The sequence below is a fragment of the Microlunatus sp. YIM B11417 genome (genome assembly GCF_059617205.1).
In genome coordinates this window covers 105344-120186 of the sequence record NZ_JCAMPJ010000002.1, presented here as the reverse complement: position 1 = coordinate 120186, position 14843 = coordinate 105344, and the positions used below count along the sequence as shown (strand labels likewise).

At 70.2% G+C, this 14843-nt stretch carries 13 protein-coding genes and 2 tRNA genes; 6 read left to right on the top strand and 9 right to left on the bottom strand.

From position 1 onward, the window contains the following. Window positions 1-8: 8 nt before the first annotated feature. From AC6CCG_RS10705 to AC6CCG_RS10690, 4 genes are all read right to left on the bottom strand, one after another. On the bottom strand, window positions 9-1328 hold the full coding sequence (locus AC6CCG_RS10705; RefSeq protein WP_496654521.1) for an enolase C-terminal domain-like protein: 1320 nt from the start codon (window positions 1326-1328) through the stop codon (window positions 9-11). 77 nt (window positions 1329-1405) lie between these two features. After that, complete coding sequence (locus tag AC6CCG_RS10700; RefSeq protein ID WP_496654520.1) at window positions 1406-2965, bottom strand: N-acyl-D-amino-acid deacylase family protein; 1560 nt, start codon at window positions 2963-2965, stop codon at window positions 1406-1408. 22 nt (window positions 2966-2987) lie between these two features. Continuing rightward, a complete protein-coding gene (locus AC6CCG_RS10695) occupies window positions 2988-4319 on the bottom strand; it encodes a type III PLP-dependent enzyme domain-containing protein (RefSeq protein WP_496654519.1) in 1332 nt (443 codons plus the stop codon). Continuing rightward, on the bottom strand, window positions 4297-4674 hold the full coding sequence (locus AC6CCG_RS10690; RefSeq protein WP_496654518.1) for a RidA family protein: 378 nt from the start codon (window positions 4672-4674) through the stop codon (window positions 4297-4299). Before AC6CCG_RS10690 ends, AC6CCG_RS10695 begins: the two co-directional genes overlap by 23 nt. A 265-nt stretch (window positions 4675-4939) precedes the next feature. Here AC6CCG_RS10690 and AC6CCG_RS10685 point away from each other — a divergent pair, with 265 nt between their 5' ends. The 4 genes from AC6CCG_RS10685 to AC6CCG_RS10670 all read left to right on the top strand — a co-directional run bounded on the left by AC6CCG_RS10685 (window position 4940) and on the right by AC6CCG_RS10670 (window position 8187). Continuing rightward, window positions 4940-5086: a hypothetical protein gene (locus tag AC6CCG_RS10685; RefSeq protein WP_496654517.1), complete on the top strand. Its 147-nt coding sequence runs from the start codon at window positions 4940-4942 to the stop codon at window positions 5084-5086. A 241-nt stretch (window positions 5087-5327) separates the two neighbouring features. Continuing rightward, the gene (locus tag AC6CCG_RS10680; protein WP_496654516.1) at window positions 5328-6470 is read left to right on the top strand and encodes a glycosyltransferase family 4 protein; all 1143 of its coding nucleotides are present in this window, start codon (window positions 5328-5330) and stop codon (window positions 6468-6470) included. Between the two features lie 36 nt (window positions 6471-6506). Continuing rightward, entirely contained in the window at window positions 6507-7202 is a 696-nt protein-coding gene (locus AC6CCG_RS10675; protein ID WP_496654515.1) for an SDR family NAD(P)-dependent oxidoreductase, read from the top strand. A gap of 133 nt (window positions 7203-7335) precedes the next feature. After that, on the top strand, window positions 7336-8187 hold the full coding sequence (locus AC6CCG_RS10670) for a 5'-3' exonuclease (RefSeq protein ID WP_496654514.1): 852 nt from the start codon (window positions 7336-7338) through the stop codon (window positions 8185-8187). Between the two features lie 15 nt (window positions 8188-8202). Here the strand turns inward: AC6CCG_RS10670 and AC6CCG_RS10665 are convergent, their stop codons facing one another. Together AC6CCG_RS10665 and AC6CCG_RS10660 are read right to left on the bottom strand one after the other, a co-directional pair. Then, entirely contained in the window at window positions 8203-8610 is a 408-nt protein-coding gene (locus tag AC6CCG_RS10665) for a YkvA family protein (protein ID WP_496655390.1), read from the bottom strand. Window positions 8611-8686: 76 nt separating this feature from the next. Beyond that, window positions 8687-8777 (bottom strand) — tRNA-Ser (locus AC6CCG_RS10660). A gap of 428 nt (window positions 8778-9205) precedes the next feature. Between AC6CCG_RS10660 and AC6CCG_RS10655 the strand changes: the two genes are divergently transcribed. Continuing rightward, window positions 9206-10813 (top strand): LCP family protein, encoded by a 1608-nt coding sequence (locus tag AC6CCG_RS10655; RefSeq protein ID WP_496654513.1) that lies wholly within the window; start codon window positions 9206-9208, stop codon window positions 10811-10813. A 13-nt stretch (window positions 10814-10826) separates the two neighbouring features. Here the strand turns inward: AC6CCG_RS10655 and AC6CCG_RS10650 are convergent, their stop codons facing one another. Further along, window positions 10827-11294 carry a YcxB family protein gene (locus AC6CCG_RS10650; protein WP_496654512.1) on the bottom strand — a complete coding sequence of 156 codons (468 nt, stop codon included), beginning with the start codon at window positions 11292-11294 and terminating at the stop codon, window positions 10827-10829. 23 nt (window positions 11295-11317) lie between these two features. Continuing rightward, window positions 11318-11404: transfer RNA gene (locus AC6CCG_RS10645), tRNA-Ser, on the bottom strand. Between the two features lie 78 nt (window positions 11405-11482). Between AC6CCG_RS10645 and AC6CCG_RS10640 the strand changes: the two genes are divergently transcribed. Then, window positions 11483-12460 (top strand): NAD(P)H-quinone oxidoreductase, encoded by a 978-nt coding sequence (locus tag AC6CCG_RS10640; RefSeq protein ID WP_496654511.1) that lies wholly within the window; start codon window positions 11483-11485, stop codon window positions 12458-12460. On the opposite strand, the gene AC6CCG_RS10635 is transcribed toward AC6CCG_RS10640, so the two are convergent. Then, window positions 12451-14175, bottom strand: a complete 1725-nt coding sequence (locus AC6CCG_RS10635) for a sialidase family protein (RefSeq protein ID WP_496654510.1) — start codon at window positions 14173-14175, stop codon at window positions 12451-12453. The genes AC6CCG_RS10640 and AC6CCG_RS10635 overlap by 10 nt on opposite strands. Window positions 14176-14843: the final 668 nt, after the last annotated feature.

Genomic DNA, 14843 nt, shown 5'->3' with positions numbered 1-14843 from the left:
GACCCGGGTCAGCGGGTGAAGGCGCCGCTCTCGAACAGCTCGACCCAGCCCGGTCCGTCCGGGTAGGTCCAGCGCGCGACGGACTCCTCGCGCATCTCGCCGCCGGCACCGGGCGCTGCCGGCGCCTGGTACTGGGCCCGCTCGACGACCACCGGGTCGACGAAGTGCTCGTGCAGATGATCGACGAACTCGATCACCCGGCCGTCCCGGTCCGCCGAGACTGCGGCGTAGTCGATGAAGGAGAAGTGCACGACCAGCTCGCAGAGGCCGACGCCGCCGGCGTGCGGGCAGACCGGGATCCCGAACTTCGCGGCCAGCAGGAGATTGGCCAGGTTCTCGTTGGGCCCGGCGAACCGGGTCGAGTCGATCTGCAAGATGTCGATCGCACCGGCCTGGAGCATCTGCTTGACGATGATCCGGTTCTGTACGGCCTCGCCGGTGGCGATCTTGATCGGTGACACCTCGCGCCGGATCCGAGCGTGGCCGAGCACGTCGTCCGGGGAGGTCGGCTCCTCGATCCAGTGGATGCTCGAGTCGCCGATCGACTTGATCCACGGGGCGGCCTCGTGCACCTCCCACTTCTGGTTGGCATCGACCGCGATCTTGATGTCCGGACCGACCGCTTCCCGGGCCAGCTTCATCCGCCGTACGTCGTCCTCGACCGAGCCGCCGACCTTGAGCTTGATCAACTCGAAGCCGTCGGCCACCGCCTCCTTGGCCAGCGTGATCATCTTCTCGTCGCTGTAGCCCAGCCAGCCGGCCGACGTCGTGTACGCGGCGTAGCCGGTCTGCTTCAACTCGGCGATCCGCTCCGCCTTGCCGGTCTCGGCCCGGCGCAGGATCTCCAGCGCCTCGTCCTCGGTGATCGCGTCGCGCAGATGCGAGAAGTCGACCGCGGCGACGAACTCCTCCGGCGTCAGGTTCGCGATCAGCTCCCACAGCGGCAGGCCGGCCCGGCGGGCCTTCAGATCCCAGAGCGCGGTCAGCACAGCACCGACGGCCATGTGGGAGACGCCCTTCTCGGGACCGATCCAGCGGAACTGGGAGTCGTGGACCAGCGCCTTCGAGACGGCGCCGAGATCGTCCAGCAGGGTCTCGACGTCGGCGTCCGGCAACAGCGCGACCGCGGACTCGATGGCGGCGACGACGACCTCGTTGCCCCGCCCGGCGGTGAAGACCAGCCCGTACCCGGCGTCGCCGGCGTCGGTGGTCAGGGTGAGGTAGGCGGCGGAGTAATCCGGGTCGACGTTGACCGCGTCCGAGCCGTCAAGCTCGAGCGAAGTCGGAAATCGGACGTCCAGGACCCGACTGGAGGCGATGCGCGACATGATGTCCTTTCTCACGGCATTCGCCACAATACATCAGATCAATCCCGGATGGTTGTTGGATTTCCACGACGCAGAGCTCAGCTGCGTCGGATTCCCCTTCCGGACCGGATCCCGGTCAGCTGCCCGTCCGCCAGGACGCGCTCGCCGGACACCCAGACGTCGTCGATCCCGTCGGCCGGCCGGCGCGGCGCCGGATAGGTCGCGTTGTCCCTGATCCGGGCCGGATCGAGGAGGAAGAGGTCGGCGATCGCACCCCGCCGCAGCTCGCCGCGGCGGCCCAGCCGGAACGCCCGCGCCGGCAGGGCACTGCTGTGCTGGGCCAGTTCCGGCCAGCCGAGGTCGCCGCGCTGCCGGACGAACACGTCCATCAGCCGCGCGAACGTGCCCCAGCCGCGCGGATGCGTGCTCCGCCCGATGAAGATCCCGTCCGACCCGGTCAGCTGAGCCGGGTGCGACAGGATCTTGGCCAGGTCGTCGTCGCCCCGGTCGAACTGGGTCCGCATCACGACGCTCACCTCGAGATCGGCGGCCGCCAGCATCCGCAAGCCCAGGTCCATCGGCTCGGCCTCGGCCCGGCGGGCCGCCTCGGCCAGCGTCAGTCCGTGGGCCCAGCCGTACTGCGGTGCCGCGATGTGGGCCAGCGCCAGCTTGTCCGCCCAGGTCGCACCGAGGTGCTCCTTGGCCACCAGCCGGGGCAGCCAGGACTCGATCACCGCGGTGCGGCCGGCCGGCGTCGAGAGCGCCGCGGTCGTCGCGTCGAAGCCTTCGGCCAGCAGTTCCGGCGGCAGCAGCACCATGCCGAGGACCGAACAACCGCGCGAGTACGGATACCAGTCGAAGGTCAGATCAATTCTTGTCGTGGCCTCGTCGAGAAGTTCGATCATCAACTCCGGCCGGGCGTGGAAGTGGGACACGTGCCCGCGCGCCCCGCTCGCCTCGCAGATCTTGATCAACTCGGACAGCCCGGCCGGGCTGTCCTCCTCGTAGCCGCGCAGGTGGCTGACGTAGACCCCGTCGGCCTCGGCGACCGGCCGGCACAGCGCGGCCAGCTCGTCGGCGTCGGCGAACAGGCCAGGCGTGTAGTCGAGGCCGGTGGACAGGCCGAGCGCGCCGGACGCCATGCCCTGGGCCACCAGGTCCCGCATCTCGATCAACTCGGTCGGCGACGGGCGGCCCGGCCGCAGTCCCATCACCTGCTCGCGGACCGTTCCGGCCGGCACCAGGTAGCCGACGTTGATCGGCGTCGCCTGGTCGTAGCCGGCCAACAGGGCCGCGACGCCACCGCCGTCGTAGCTCGGGTGTGCCCCGTTGATCGCCGCGAAGTAGCGCGTCGCGTAGCTGCCGTCGCCCGGTGCGTAGGACACGCCGTCCTGGCCGGCGATCACGGTCGTCACGCCCTGCCGGAGCAGCGCGAACGCCACCTCGTCGTCGAACACCCGCCCGTCGGCGTGGGTGTGCCCGTCGACCAACCCGGGCATGATCAACCGTCCGGAGCAGTCGACCACCTGATCATCCGGACCGGCCGACACCTCGCCGACCTGCTCGATCGTGCCGTCGACGATCGCCAGGTCGGCCTCGGCGCAGCCCCCTTCGGTCACCACCCGGCCGCCGCGCAGGACAGTACGAGTGATCATCATGATCGGGCTCCCTCGTTCGGGGTCAGAAGTACGTCAGCACGGCATCGACCACCGTCGGGTCGTCCACGTCGTTGGTGTCGACGACACCGATCACCCGCCACTTGTCGAACGCGGTGCACGGGTGGGACAGGCCGAGCCGGACCAGGTCGCCGACCGCCAGCTCGGAGTCCGCGGCGACGTCGACATACCCGTGTTGATCATTGAGGCTGATCACCGTGGTCGGACCGGGTTCGATCTTGGTCAGCCCATGATCACCGCGACGCCTGGCCTCCAGCACGATCGGCAGATCCTGGTCGAACGGCACATCCCGGCGGCCGGCGTCGATGATCACCCGGCCCGGTTCCGGCCGGGACAGCACGGTGGCCCAGGTGCTGATCGCCGGGATCAGCTCGGGCCCGGCACCGCGGGTGCTCGGCGTCACGTGGGCGTAGTGCAGGTCGTCGTGCACCGCGTACGCGCCGGACCGGATCACCAGGTCCACCTCCGGCCCGAGCTCGGCGAACGCCGCCGCGACCCGGTCGAAGTGGGCGCTGCCGCCGGCGGTGACCAGCACCCGCTCGTCCTGATAGAGATCCCCGAGCCCACGATGGATCTCGGCGACCTCGGCCAGGAACGCGTCCACCGTGGCCAGCCCGTCGGCGTCCGCGCCGATCCCCGGCACCGCGCCCTCGTAGCAGCTGATCCCGACCAGGCGCAGGCGATCCGCGGCGACCGCGGCCTCGGCCACCTCCCGTACCGTCTGCGGGTCACGGGCACCGGCCCGGCCGCCCACGCCACCGACCTCGACGCAGACGTCCAGCGGGCGGGAGCCGTGCCCGGTGAGCGCTTGTTGCATCCGCTGCACACCGGCCACCGAGTCGACCCAGCAGACCAGGCCGAAGCTCGGGTCCGCGTCCAGTTCGGCGCCGACCCAGGCCAGCTCGGTCGGATCGACGAGCTCGTTGGCGACGATCACGTCCGGTACGCCGACCGCCCGCGCGACCCGGAGCTGGAAGGCGTTCGCGACCGTGATCGCGACGCAGCCGGCCCGCAGCTGATCGAGCCACAGGCTCGGCGCCATCGTGGTCTTGCCGTGCGGCGCGAGGACCACGCCGTGCTCGGCGCACCACGCGTTCATGCCGGTGATGTTGGCCTGCGTCGCGGACCGGTCGATGATCATCAACGGCGAGCCGAGCGAGGACAGCGGGCGGCCCGAGGCGCGCAGGTCGCCGACCGTGATCCCGGCACCGGCGAAGCCCTTGACCCGCCAGTCCAGCACCACCTCGGCGTGCTCGGCGACGGTCCGTTCCAGCCCGGCCGTGCTGCCCGGCGTGCGGCGATCGGCCGCGGCCTCAGGGGCGGACGGCGACGACATCGATCTCGACCAGGATGTTCATCAGCTGCGAGCCGACCGTGGTCCGCACCGGGTACGGCTCGACCAGCCGGCTCCGGTACACCTGGTCGTAGCCGGCGAAGTCGCGGTGCAGCTCCTGCAGGTGCGTCGTCACCTTCACGACGTCGCCCCAGCCGAGGCCGGCCGCGGCCAGGATCGCCTCGAGGTTGTCCAGCACCTGCGCGGTCTGCTCCTCGATCGTCTCGCCGACGATCTGCCCGGTCGCCGGGTCGACCGGGCCGAGACCCGCCGTGTAGTAGAAACCGCCGGCGGCGATGCCCTGGGAGTAGCTGCCACCGGGCTTGGGCGCCTGTTCGGTCTGGAATGCCTCACGCATGGGCAACACCGTAGTGCCCGGCCGCGCGGAGCGACGGCCACCCCGCGCCCCGTCCCGCGCAGCGACACACCCGTCCCACAGCTCCGGGCGCGGCCGCCGCACCGTCCCGGCCCGGCGGGTCCGTGGGTCGGCTCCAGGACCCCGCTCGGGAAGGGCGTGCTCTGCACCGGGCGCAGCGTCACCGGCGCGTCCAGCTCGCGCTACGCTTCGTCGTCCGGTCGGTGCGGGATCCGGCCTGGTCAACCCGAGCCAGGAGAGGCGCAGCATGAACCCCTACCGACTGGACGACGACAGCTCGCGCCGGCTCGACCTGACCACCAAGCTCATGATCATCAGCACCGTCGCGGCGGTGGTCACGACGGTGATCAACTTCGTCATCCTGATCTTCCTGCTCTTCTTCCTCGGCCACTAGCCGTTGGTCATGGCCCGGAACGCCGACGAGCGAGCTTGCCTCTCGGGAACGACGCCGTCGACCAGGTTCAGCGGCCGGCGCAGAGCCCGCGCGAGGACCGGTTTCGTCACCTCGGTGACGGCCGAGCACCTCGGCCATCCGGCCGGAAGCCCTGACCAGGTCGCCGAACGGACCGGCTGCCGTTTCCGACACGTCACGCGCGCGTTGCCCGCCCGTCCGCCCGGGCGGCAAGGCTCGGCTCATGAGGGTCGCGCTGATCGCCGAGTCCTTCCTTCCGCAGACCAACGGCGTCGTGCATTCGGTGCTCCGGGTGCTCGAACACCTCCAGCAACGGGGCGACCAGGCGGTCGTCATCGCGCCGGCCGATCCGGCCGGCGTTCCCATGATCGTTTCCGGTGCACCGGTGATCACCATCCCGTCGCTGCCGCTGCCGATCTATCCGGAGGTACGGGTCGCCGGCGGCCCGTTCGCGCCGGTGGTGGCCCCCTTGCGTGATTTCGCGCCGGACGTGGTCCATCTGGCTTCGCCGTTCCTGCTCGGCTGGCGGGCCGTGCTGGCCGCGCAGGCGCTGGACGTACCGACGGTGGCGGTCTATCAGACCGACGTACCCGGGATGGCCGCACGGTCGGGCTTCCGGCACGCGGAGCGCCTGCTGTGGAAGCGGATCCGGGACATCCACACGCGGGCCACGCTGACCCTGGCACCCTCCTCCGCATCGCTGACGGCCCTCGGTGATCATGGAATCGGCCGGCTCCGGCTGTGGCGACGCGGGGTCGACTCGACCAGGTTCCGGCCGGAGCTTCGTGATCATGAGCTGCGCAACCGGCTGGCACCGAACGGCGAACGCCTGGTCGGCTTCGTCGGCCGGCTGGCCGCCGAGAAGCAGCTCGATGATCTTGCCGTGCTCCGAGACCTGCCGGGGATACGGCTCGTGATCATCGGTGACGGTCCCGAGCGGCGGCGGCTGGCCACCGTGCTGCCGGAGGCGACCTTCACCGGCATGCTGCACGGCGACGACCTGGCCCGCGCTGTGGCCGGCCTGGACGTGCTGGTCACGCCCGGCGAGTCGGAGACGTTCTGTCAGGTGGTGCAGGAGGCCATGGCCAGCGGCGTACCGGTCGTGGCGCCTGCCGCCGGCGGCCCACTGGACCTGATCGACCACAGCCGGACCGGTTGGCTCTATCCGCCCGGCGAGCTGATGATCATGCGCGACCGGGTCCGCGACCTGGTCGGTGACGACGCCAAGCGGGAGGCCTTCGGCCGGGCTGCCCGGGCCAGCGTGATCGACCGCGGCTGGCGCCCGATCTGCTCCGAACTGGTCGGCTTCTACTCCGAGGCCGTCGACCTGCACGCCACCTCCGTACGCCGAGCCGCCGGCGACTGAGCACGCTGTGTCAGTGGCCTCTGATAGCCAGGGGTGATGGACATCCAACGACGCAGGGCCGTGGTCACCGGAGGCGCGATCGGGACCGGACGAGCGGCGGCGATTGCGCTGGCCAAGGGCGGCGCTGACGTCGTCGTGGCCGACCTGGACGAGGCGGGCGGCCGGGAGACGGTCGAACGCGCCGGTCCGGGTCGATGCCGGTTCGTCTGCACGGATCTGACCGACGCCGGCCAGACCGCCGACCTGATCGAGACCAGCCGGCCGGACATCCTGATCAACAACGCGGGCGGCGGGGGCCACCTGCCACCACACTTCCCGGCGGCTTCGGCCGCGGAGTGGGAGCAGCTGATCACGCTGAACCTGATCGGGCCGATGCGCGCCACCCAGCATGCGCTGGCCGGGATGCGGGACCGGGGCGGGGTGATCGTCAACATCGCCTCGACCGCCGGGCTCGGGCTGGAGCCGCACCCGTCGCCGGAATACTCGGCGGCGAAGGCCGGGCTGATCCGGTTCACCGCGACGCTGGCCGACGTCGCGCCGGCCCGGGTCGCCTGTCTGGTGCCGGACTGGGTGGCGACCGAACGGGTCAGCGAGGCCGAACGTGCCACCGACCCGCCACCCATCCCGCTGTCCGACTTCACGGCCGCCGTGCTGGGGTTGATCGAGGACGACTCGCTGGCCGGAGCGGTCATGCTGCTCCCGCGCGGCGGCCCGCCGAGGCTGCTGAGGTGAGGCGGCGCGTCGGCGTTCGGGTTGTCGGCGCGAGATCGTACGGTGGAGGTCCGATTGGATCAGCGCACCGCGTCCGGTGCGACCCGCCCGTCTCTGCTCAGCGGACCATGAGCGAGAGATGGATGCGTGCCCGATGACTCCTCCGCTGCTCCTGGTGGACGGCCACAATCTGCTCTGGCGGTCCTGGTACGGCTTCCCGGCCCGGATCACCAGCCGCGACAAGTCCCGCGATCTGACCGGCGTGTTCGGCTTCTTCGCCCTGCTCCGGGTGGCGGTCCGTGAGCTCGACGTACCGCCGGAGATCGTGGTCGTCTTCGACGGCGAGAACGCCTGGGCCGACCGGACCGCCGTCGACCAGGACTACAAGGCGCACCGGCCGACCGACCCGGACGCGATGGCCCCGATCCACGCGCTCGCCGACGTCGAACGCGGTCTCGACCTCCTCGACGTGAGCCGGCTCTGCTTCGACACCGCCGAGGCCGACGACCTGATCGCCTCCCTGCTGCACGCCTGCCGGCAGACGACTCCGCGGCGCCAGGTCTGGATCATGTCCGGCGACCGCGACTTCTACCAGCTGCTCGACCGCCGGACGCGGATCCTCAACACGGCCCGGAAGCCCGGCCGCCGGGCCATCGTGCCGGCCGAGATCGAGGACCGCTACGGCGTCCGCCCGAGCCAGTGGTGCGACCGGACCAGCCTGGTCGGCGACCCGTCCGACGGCATCCGCGGCATCCACGGCGTCGGTACGGTCACCGCGGCCAGGCTGCTCGCCGGCGGCCTGACGATCGACGACCTGCCGGACTCCGGACGGCTGACCGGCCGGGTCGGCGACCGGGTCCGAGCCGCCCTGCCCGACGCGTTCCGCTGGCGCTCCATGATCAGACTCCGCCCCGACCACCCCCTCCCGGACGGCCTCCTCACCCGCCGGCCCGCCGCGCCACTGCCGGCCGCCGCGGTCGTCGTCGAGGCGCTCGGCCTGTGGTGATCTTGCCCGCCCCGGCTAGGTCTTCAGGCCGGCGGCCTTGCACAGTGCGGCGAAGCCGGTGTCGGTCCCGGGCCAGGCTTCCCGCAGCGGCCCGAGCCCGACCCGGCGGACGACGGACCGCAGCACGGCGACGACGATGATCACGTCGTCGGCGTACCCCAGCAGCGGAATGAAGTCCGGGACCAGGTCGAACGGGAGGGCGAGGTAGCCCATCAGCAGGCCGAGCCGCACCCGGATGCCGACGGGCTGGCGCGGATCGGTCGCCAGCCGTTTCAGCAGCCGGATCAGGTCCGGCAGGATCCGCAGCCCTTCCCGGATCACGGTCCGGTCCGGCTTCACGGCGATCAGGACGATGATCAACAACAGCCAGACGGCCAGCAGGGCGACGGCGATCCCGATCAGCAGTTCGGCCCACCACGGCATCGACGTCACCGAGCCTTCGTGGGCGCCGGGCGACTCCCCGATGGTGTGGAGTCGCCCGGCCAACCCTCTCAAGGGGCGGAGGCGGCGGGATTTGAACCCGCGAGAGGGGATGAACCCTCAACCCGCTTAGCAGGCGGGCGCCATAGACCGGACTAGGCGACGCCTCCCGACTCGGCATCGCCGAGACCGCCCAAGAGTACCGATCGGGAACCTCGTGAAGCAAAGTGTCGTTGGACTGGTGCCGTGTCGCCCCAGAGCTGCGCTCCGTAAGACGGGACTGAGGTCGTAGTCGTAGCACGGTTCCGACCGCCTAGGCTGGGTCGGGTCTCAAGTCGGCGAGTAAGGGTTTTGGGGGTCAGGTTCGGTGGTGGATGAGCAGGATCAGTGGCATTGGGACCTGCCCGCGTCATCCCGCCCGTCCGGGCCGCCGCGGAACCGGCAAGGCCAGTCGCGACCGCGCTCCGGCAGCCGCCCCCAGTCCAGATCCGGCCAGTCCCCTCGCTCCGGCCAGTCCCCCCGTTCGGCTCAGTCGCCTCGCTCCGGGCAGTCCCCGCGCAGTCGTACGGCAGCACGGAACCGGCGCAACCGCCGCACGATGGACACCCCGGACTTCCGGCGCACCGTCCTGTTCACCATCCTCGGCGCGATCATCCCCGGTGCCGGTCTGATCGCGGCCGGCCGGAAGAAGGCGGGCTTCACCGTCTTCGGCGTGTTCGTGATGGGCCTGGTCACGCTGTGCCTGTGGGCCGTCGTCGACCCGAAGGGCCTGGCCAGCATCGCCGTGACGCCCGAGGCCCTCAACATCGTCTCCGTGATCGCGGTCGTGATCGGCCTGGCCTGGGTCGTCGTCGTGATCGCCTCGCACCTCGCCCTGCGCAACCTGCCGAGCCAGCCGCAGCGGATCGCGGGCGGCCTGCTCGTCGGTCTGCTGGCGTTCGCGGTCGCGGCGCCGATGGCGGTCGCGGCCCGGTACAGCTACGACCAGGCCGATCTGGTCGCCAACGTCTTCAAGCGCCAGGAGGACAACAAGAGCGCGACCCGGCCGAGCTTCGATCCGAAGGGCGGGCAGAACGACCCGTGGAAGGACAAGAAGCGGCTCAACGTCCTGCTCCTCGGCGGCGACGGCAGCTCGAAGCGGCAGGGCGTCCGGACCGACACGGTGATGGTGGCCAGCATCGACACCCACACCGGCAACACGACCTTGATCAGCCTGCCGCGGTGCACGGCCAACATGCCGTTCCCGGAGGACTCGCCGCTGCACGAGTACTACCCGGACGGCTTCACCAACGGTGACCCGAACGACCTCGAGTACTGCCTGACGGCGATGTACGAGAACGTACCGGCGAATGTGCCGAAGGACGTCCTCGGCGAGACCGACAACCTGAACGCCGACGTCGTCAAGATCTCCGTCGGCGAGGCGATCGGGCTCAAGATCGACTACTACGTCCTGGTCAATCTCAAGGGCTTCGAACAGTTGATCGATGCCCTCGGCGGGCTGACCCTGAACGTCAACTTCTACATCCCCAAGGGCGGCGACAAGGATGCCGGCATCCCGCCGAAGGAGTTCCTCACCCCGGGTCCGAGCCAGCACCTCGACGGCAAGGATTCGCTCTGGTACGCCCGCGGGCGCTACGGGTACGACGACTTCAGCCGGATGGACCGGCAGCGCTGCGTGATCAACGCGATCGTCAAGCAGGCCAATCCGGGCACCCTGCTGACCCGCTACGAGGACATCGCCAAGGCCGGCAAGGAGATCGTCCAGACCGACGTGCCGCAGGAGATGCTGCCCGCGATGGTCGAGCTGGCCAGCCGGGCCCAGAAGGGGAACCTCCGCAGCCTGGTCTTCAAGCACGGCAAGAACGGCTTCCTGGTCTACCGGCCCGACTTCGAACTGATGCGGGAACAGGTACGGAAGTCGATCGGCGAGACCGAGAAGGAGAAGCCGAAGCCCTCCCCCAAGCCGAGCGACCCGCAGCCGGGTGATCCCGAGAACAGCCAGGAACCCGAGGATCCGGAGACCACCAAGGAACCGGACGACCCGGAGACCGAGCAGAGCGATCCGCCGGAGCAGTCCGAGGAGCCGTCGGATCCGGAGTCGGACAAGCCGAGCAGCAAGTCGACCGAGACCAGCGAGGACGCCGGCGACTCCTGCGCGTTCCAGCCGGACGTTGCGGCGACCTCGAAGCCGAAGTACGAAGGCTGAGTCTTAGGCCCGATCAGGTCCCGTAGCCGCGATTGGCGTCCAGCCGGTCCCGGATCGCGGTCATCAGAGCGATCACGGTCTTGTCCTCGCCGTCGCGCGGGTTGACGAACTCGGTGCCACCGGAGTTCGCGACGACGATGAAGTGGTGCCGGGTCGCCTTCACCGAGGTGATGTCCGACCACGGAACCCGGTGCCGATGGCCGATCCGGCGCACCTCGATCCCGTCCCGGTCCATGATCACGGTCGTGGTCAGCCGGAGCACCATGATCAGTGCGACCAGCGCCAGGGCGACGCCCAGCACCAGCACGATCACGCCGATCACGAAGATCACCTGGAGTGCGCTCACCGTACCGGCGACGATCAGGCCGGCCCCGACGACGGCCGCTCCGGCCGCGATGGCGTACGCCCTGATCGGCGGCCTCGGAGCAAGCAGGTGCACCTCGGTCCCTGGGCTGGCGGCCCGCGCATCCTGCTCACCCATGGCCACACCTTAAGCCAGTCGGGCGGCGAGGGTGGGATTCGAACCCACGGAACGGTTTCCCGCTCGGGCGCTTTCAAGGCGCCTGCACTAGTCCACTATGCGACCTCGCCCGGCCGCCGAGCTGAGCCCGGCGGACCATCGTCGATCCTAATGGTCGGGACAACCTTCGTGTGTGACAGCCTGAGATCATGCAGGCGATCGAGGTGACGGAGCCGGGCGGCCCGGAGGCACTGCGCCCGACACAGCTGGAACGGCCGACGCCCGGGACCGGCGAGATTCTGATCAAGACCACCGCGATCGGGGTGAACCGGGCCGACCTGCTGCAGCGGCAGGGCCACTATCCACCACCGCCCGGAGCCAGCCCGCTGCTCGGACTGGAGTGTTCCGGTACGGTCGCCGCGCTCGGGCCCGGCGCGGACGGCTGGGCGGTCGGCGATGCCTGCGTCGCGCTGCTGGCCGGCGGTGCCTATGCGGAGTACGTGAGCGCACCGGCCGGTCAGGTCGTCCGGCCGCCGGAGGGCGTCGACCTGGTCACCGCCGGCGGTCTGATCGAGGTGGCCGCGACCGTCCTGGCGAATCTGGACCTGGTCGGGCTGCGCGCCGGCGAGCGATTCCTGGTGCACGGCGGAGCGGGTGGGATCGGATCGTTCGCGATCCAGTACGCGAAGGCGCTCGGAGCCGAGGTGATCGCGACGGCGGGATCGCCGGAGAAGCTCGACTACTGCCGGTCCGTCGGTGCTGATCACGCGTTGTCGTACCGGGACGACTGGCCGGCCGCGATCGAGTCGATCACCGACGGTGCCGGACCGGACGTGATCTTGGACAACATGGGCGGCAGCTATCTCGAAGATCACGTACGGCTGCTCGCCACGGGTGGCCGACTGGTGGTGATCGGGCTGCAGGGCGGCCGGAAGGGCACCCTGGACCTCGGCCGCCTGCTCGCCAAGCGCGCCCAGGTGCACGCCACCTCGCTGCGCCCGCGGCCCGTCGAGGAGAAGGCCGCGATCTGCGCTCGGGTCGCCGAGCGGGTATGGCCGCTGATCACCTCCGGCCGGATCCGGCCCGCCCCGCAGACCACGTTCCCGTTGGCCGAGGCTGCCGCCGCCCATCGTTTGCTGGAGTCCGGCGACAACCTCGGCAAGGTGCTGCTGCTCCCTCAGGAGTAGTCCGCGACCGTGCTGAACACCGCGGTCAGGGTGCGCCGACTGACGTCGTACCCGAGGGTGAGGAAGCGGCCGGGCGACACCTCGACGCTGCTCGGATTGGCCTGATCACCCCGGGTGGTGTCGTAGAGGCGGATCTCGCCGATGCCGTTCCAGGATCCGGCGGGGTTGGTGATCAACTGACCGTACGTCGGGCGGGTGGACGGCGTGATCGCGCCCCAGGTCAGCAGGATCGCGCCGGTCGAGGTGACCAGCTGGTGGTGGGACGAGGCGTTGATGTCGGTGACCGCCGGTGCCGTCCAGGCCTGGCCGCCGTTGCTGGACCGGCTGAGCCGGGCGGGGATGCCGGCTCCCGCGGAGTCGGCCATCCTGATCAGGCAGGCCAGCGAGCCGTCCGGAAGCACCGACAGGTTGGGCTCCTGGAAGTTCACGCCTCCGCCGGACCCGACCGTCACCTCGTTCGCCCGGTTGAAGGTTCGCCCGCCGTCCGTACTGCGGACCACCGTCGCCCTGGACGTGGCGTCGCCCGGAACCTTTCCGTACAAGGGAATCAGGACGTCGCCGTTGGGCAGCTGGACGGCCGCGCCGTGGCTGGCGTTCCAGCCGCCGGACACGTCCGGATCCATCGCCGAGTCCACCTCGACCGGTTCGCTCCAGGTCGCACCGCTGTCCTCCGACCTGATCACGTGGGTGCCGTGCTGCTTGCTGCCGCCACCGGACAGCCATTCGGTGACGAAGAAGCTGACCAGCAGTGTCCCGTCGGAGAGTCTGCTGATCTTGGGATCGCGGGCGTCGTAGTGCTGACTCCCGAACATGCCGTCCTCGATCACCCGCGGCGTGCTCCAGTTGACGCCGCCGTCCGCCGAGGTGACGAACTTGATGTCCTCGTTCGCGTTCGTGTGGGCCGCCCCGCTGTCGTACACGACGGCGAGCGTGCCGTTCTGCAGCTTGGTGACATCCGGGAACCTGATCTGGGTGCCGACCGGATCGAGCGCGACCACCGTCGAATGCATGACCAGATTGTCCAGCTGGGCCGAGCTCCCGATCGGCGCCGTGCCGGCCGAGACGAACTCGATGCCGGTGATCGGCGAGCCGGCCGAAGCCTTGATCGTCGTCGAATGCCGGTTCCCGTTGAGCGACACCGCGGCATGATCGGCCGTCGCGTCGACGCTGATCTTGCGGTACGTGTTGCGGATGGTGATCGGTTCCGTCGCCAGGGTTCGCCAGGCCGTGCCGTCGTAGACCGACAGCACGGTGGACGTCTCGTTCGCGGTGATCATGAACCGGAACACGCCCAGCCCCGGGTTGTCCCCGCTCCCCCGGATCGCGAACAGGGTCGCGGTCTGCCAGGCGGTCACCGCAAGATCGAATTCGTAGTGCCGCGAGTTGACCGCCGGAGCCGGGAAGTACGCCTTGGTCTGCAGGCTCGCCGAGTTGTCAGTGAGTTGCACCGCCCGCCCCGTACCGCCGAGCTTGGTCACCACCGAGACCGACCCCTGCACCGTCGCCCCCGACGGCGGCTGCCCGAGCGGCTCCGCGTCGAACGTCCGCGGCGCCGCCGTCTCCGCCGCCGCTGCCGGCCCCGCAGTGATCACCGCCTGAGCCAGCACCAACGCGGCCAGCGCCGCGACCCCGATCCCGATCCGACGCCTCAACCCGAGCATGATCGCCTCCCCAGAGTTGCCGATGATCAAGATTCGTCTGGAACTCCGTTCCATGTCAACGAATCGGTCGGAAGTGGTCACGACGCAGCACGAGCGCGATCTCGCCCACGTTGCGTCGCAGATCCGAGTCACGGCGCATCACTGACGCTCTCAGCTCACGACCGCCGCCCACGCTCCCCTGGCCGGTGCGCCCGCACTGGCACGTCCGCGGCCCACACGCGCACCGCGATCGCTCTCCCCGGAGCGACCACCTTTCTCACTCGACCCGCGCCGCGCCCGATGTCCCGAGACACTCACCCCGCCCGCCGACGCGCCTGGTCGACCTGCCCTCCGGTCGCAGTGCAAGACCGGCAGGTCAGCGCCCCGTGGGCCGCGCTGTCCTGCACGAGACGAACCCCCAAAGCCAGCGCCGAGGCCGGTTGCCGTGCGGCGTCTACTGCCGGGTCAGTGCAGCGTGTTGTCACAATTCCTCCACAGACGAACCCTGAATCGCGGGTGCCACGCGGTAACGCTCCGCCCATGGAGGAATTCCGACAGGAGTCACCCGCGCGATGATCCGACAGCCAGGTCCTCGACCCGGGCGGGACGATCACCAGGAGCGCAGCGCGGGTGGTCCCGACTTCGCATCCCGCGTCCGGCCCCATGCCGACACTTGCGACCCTCGCCCTCCGCACCGGCGCCCGCGCTTCTGCTTACCGAGCCGGCACCCGCAACGTCCGCAC

What these genes read in the sequence shown, in the direction of transcription:
- AC6CCG_RS10705 (WP_496654521.1), bottom strand. Translation starts at nt 1,328, where the DNA reads ATGTCGCGCATCGCCTCCAGTCGGGTCCTGGACGTCCGATTTCCGACT.
- AC6CCG_RS10700 (WP_496654520.1), bottom strand. Translation starts at nt 2,965, where the DNA reads ATGATGATCACTCGTACTGTCCTGCGCGGCGGCCGGGTGGTGACCGAA.
- AC6CCG_RS10695 (WP_496654519.1), bottom strand. Translation starts at nt 4,319, where the DNA reads ATGTCGTCGCCGTCCGCCCCTGAGGCCGCGGCCGATCGCCGCACGCCG.
- AC6CCG_RS10690 (WP_496654518.1), bottom strand. Translation starts at nt 4,674, where the DNA reads ATGCGTGAGGCATTCCAGACCGAACAGGCGCCCAAGCCCGGTGGCAGC.
- AC6CCG_RS10685 (WP_496654517.1), top strand. Translation starts at nt 4,940, where the DNA reads ATGAACCCCTACCGACTGGACGACGACAGCTCGCGCCGGCTCGACCTG.
- AC6CCG_RS10680 (WP_496654516.1), top strand. Translation starts at nt 5,328, where the DNA reads ATGAGGGTCGCGCTGATCGCCGAGTCCTTCCTTCCGCAGACCAACGGC.
- AC6CCG_RS10675 (WP_496654515.1), top strand. Translation starts at nt 6,507, where the DNA reads ATGGACATCCAACGACGCAGGGCCGTGGTCACCGGAGGCGCGATCGGG.
- AC6CCG_RS10670 (WP_496654514.1), top strand. Translation starts at nt 7,336, where the DNA reads ATGACTCCTCCGCTGCTCCTGGTGGACGGCCACAATCTGCTCTGGCGG.
- AC6CCG_RS10665 (WP_496655390.1), bottom strand. Translation starts at nt 8,610, where the DNA reads ATGCCGTGGTGGGCCGAACTGCTGATCGGGATCGCCGTCGCCCTGCTG.
- AC6CCG_RS10655 (WP_496654513.1), top strand. Translation starts at nt 9,206, where the DNA reads ATGGACACCCCGGACTTCCGGCGCACCGTCCTGTTCACCATCCTCGGC.
- AC6CCG_RS10650 (WP_496654512.1), bottom strand. Translation starts at nt 11,294, where the DNA reads ATGGGTGAGCAGGATGCGCGGGCCGCCAGCCCAGGGACCGAGGTGCAC.
- AC6CCG_RS10640 (WP_496654511.1), top strand. Translation starts at nt 11,483, where the DNA reads ATGCAGGCGATCGAGGTGACGGAGCCGGGCGGCCCGGAGGCACTGCGC.
- AC6CCG_RS10635 (WP_496654510.1), bottom strand. Translation starts at nt 14,175, where the DNA reads ATGGAACGGAGTTCCAGACGAATCTTGATCATCGGCAACTCTGGGGAG.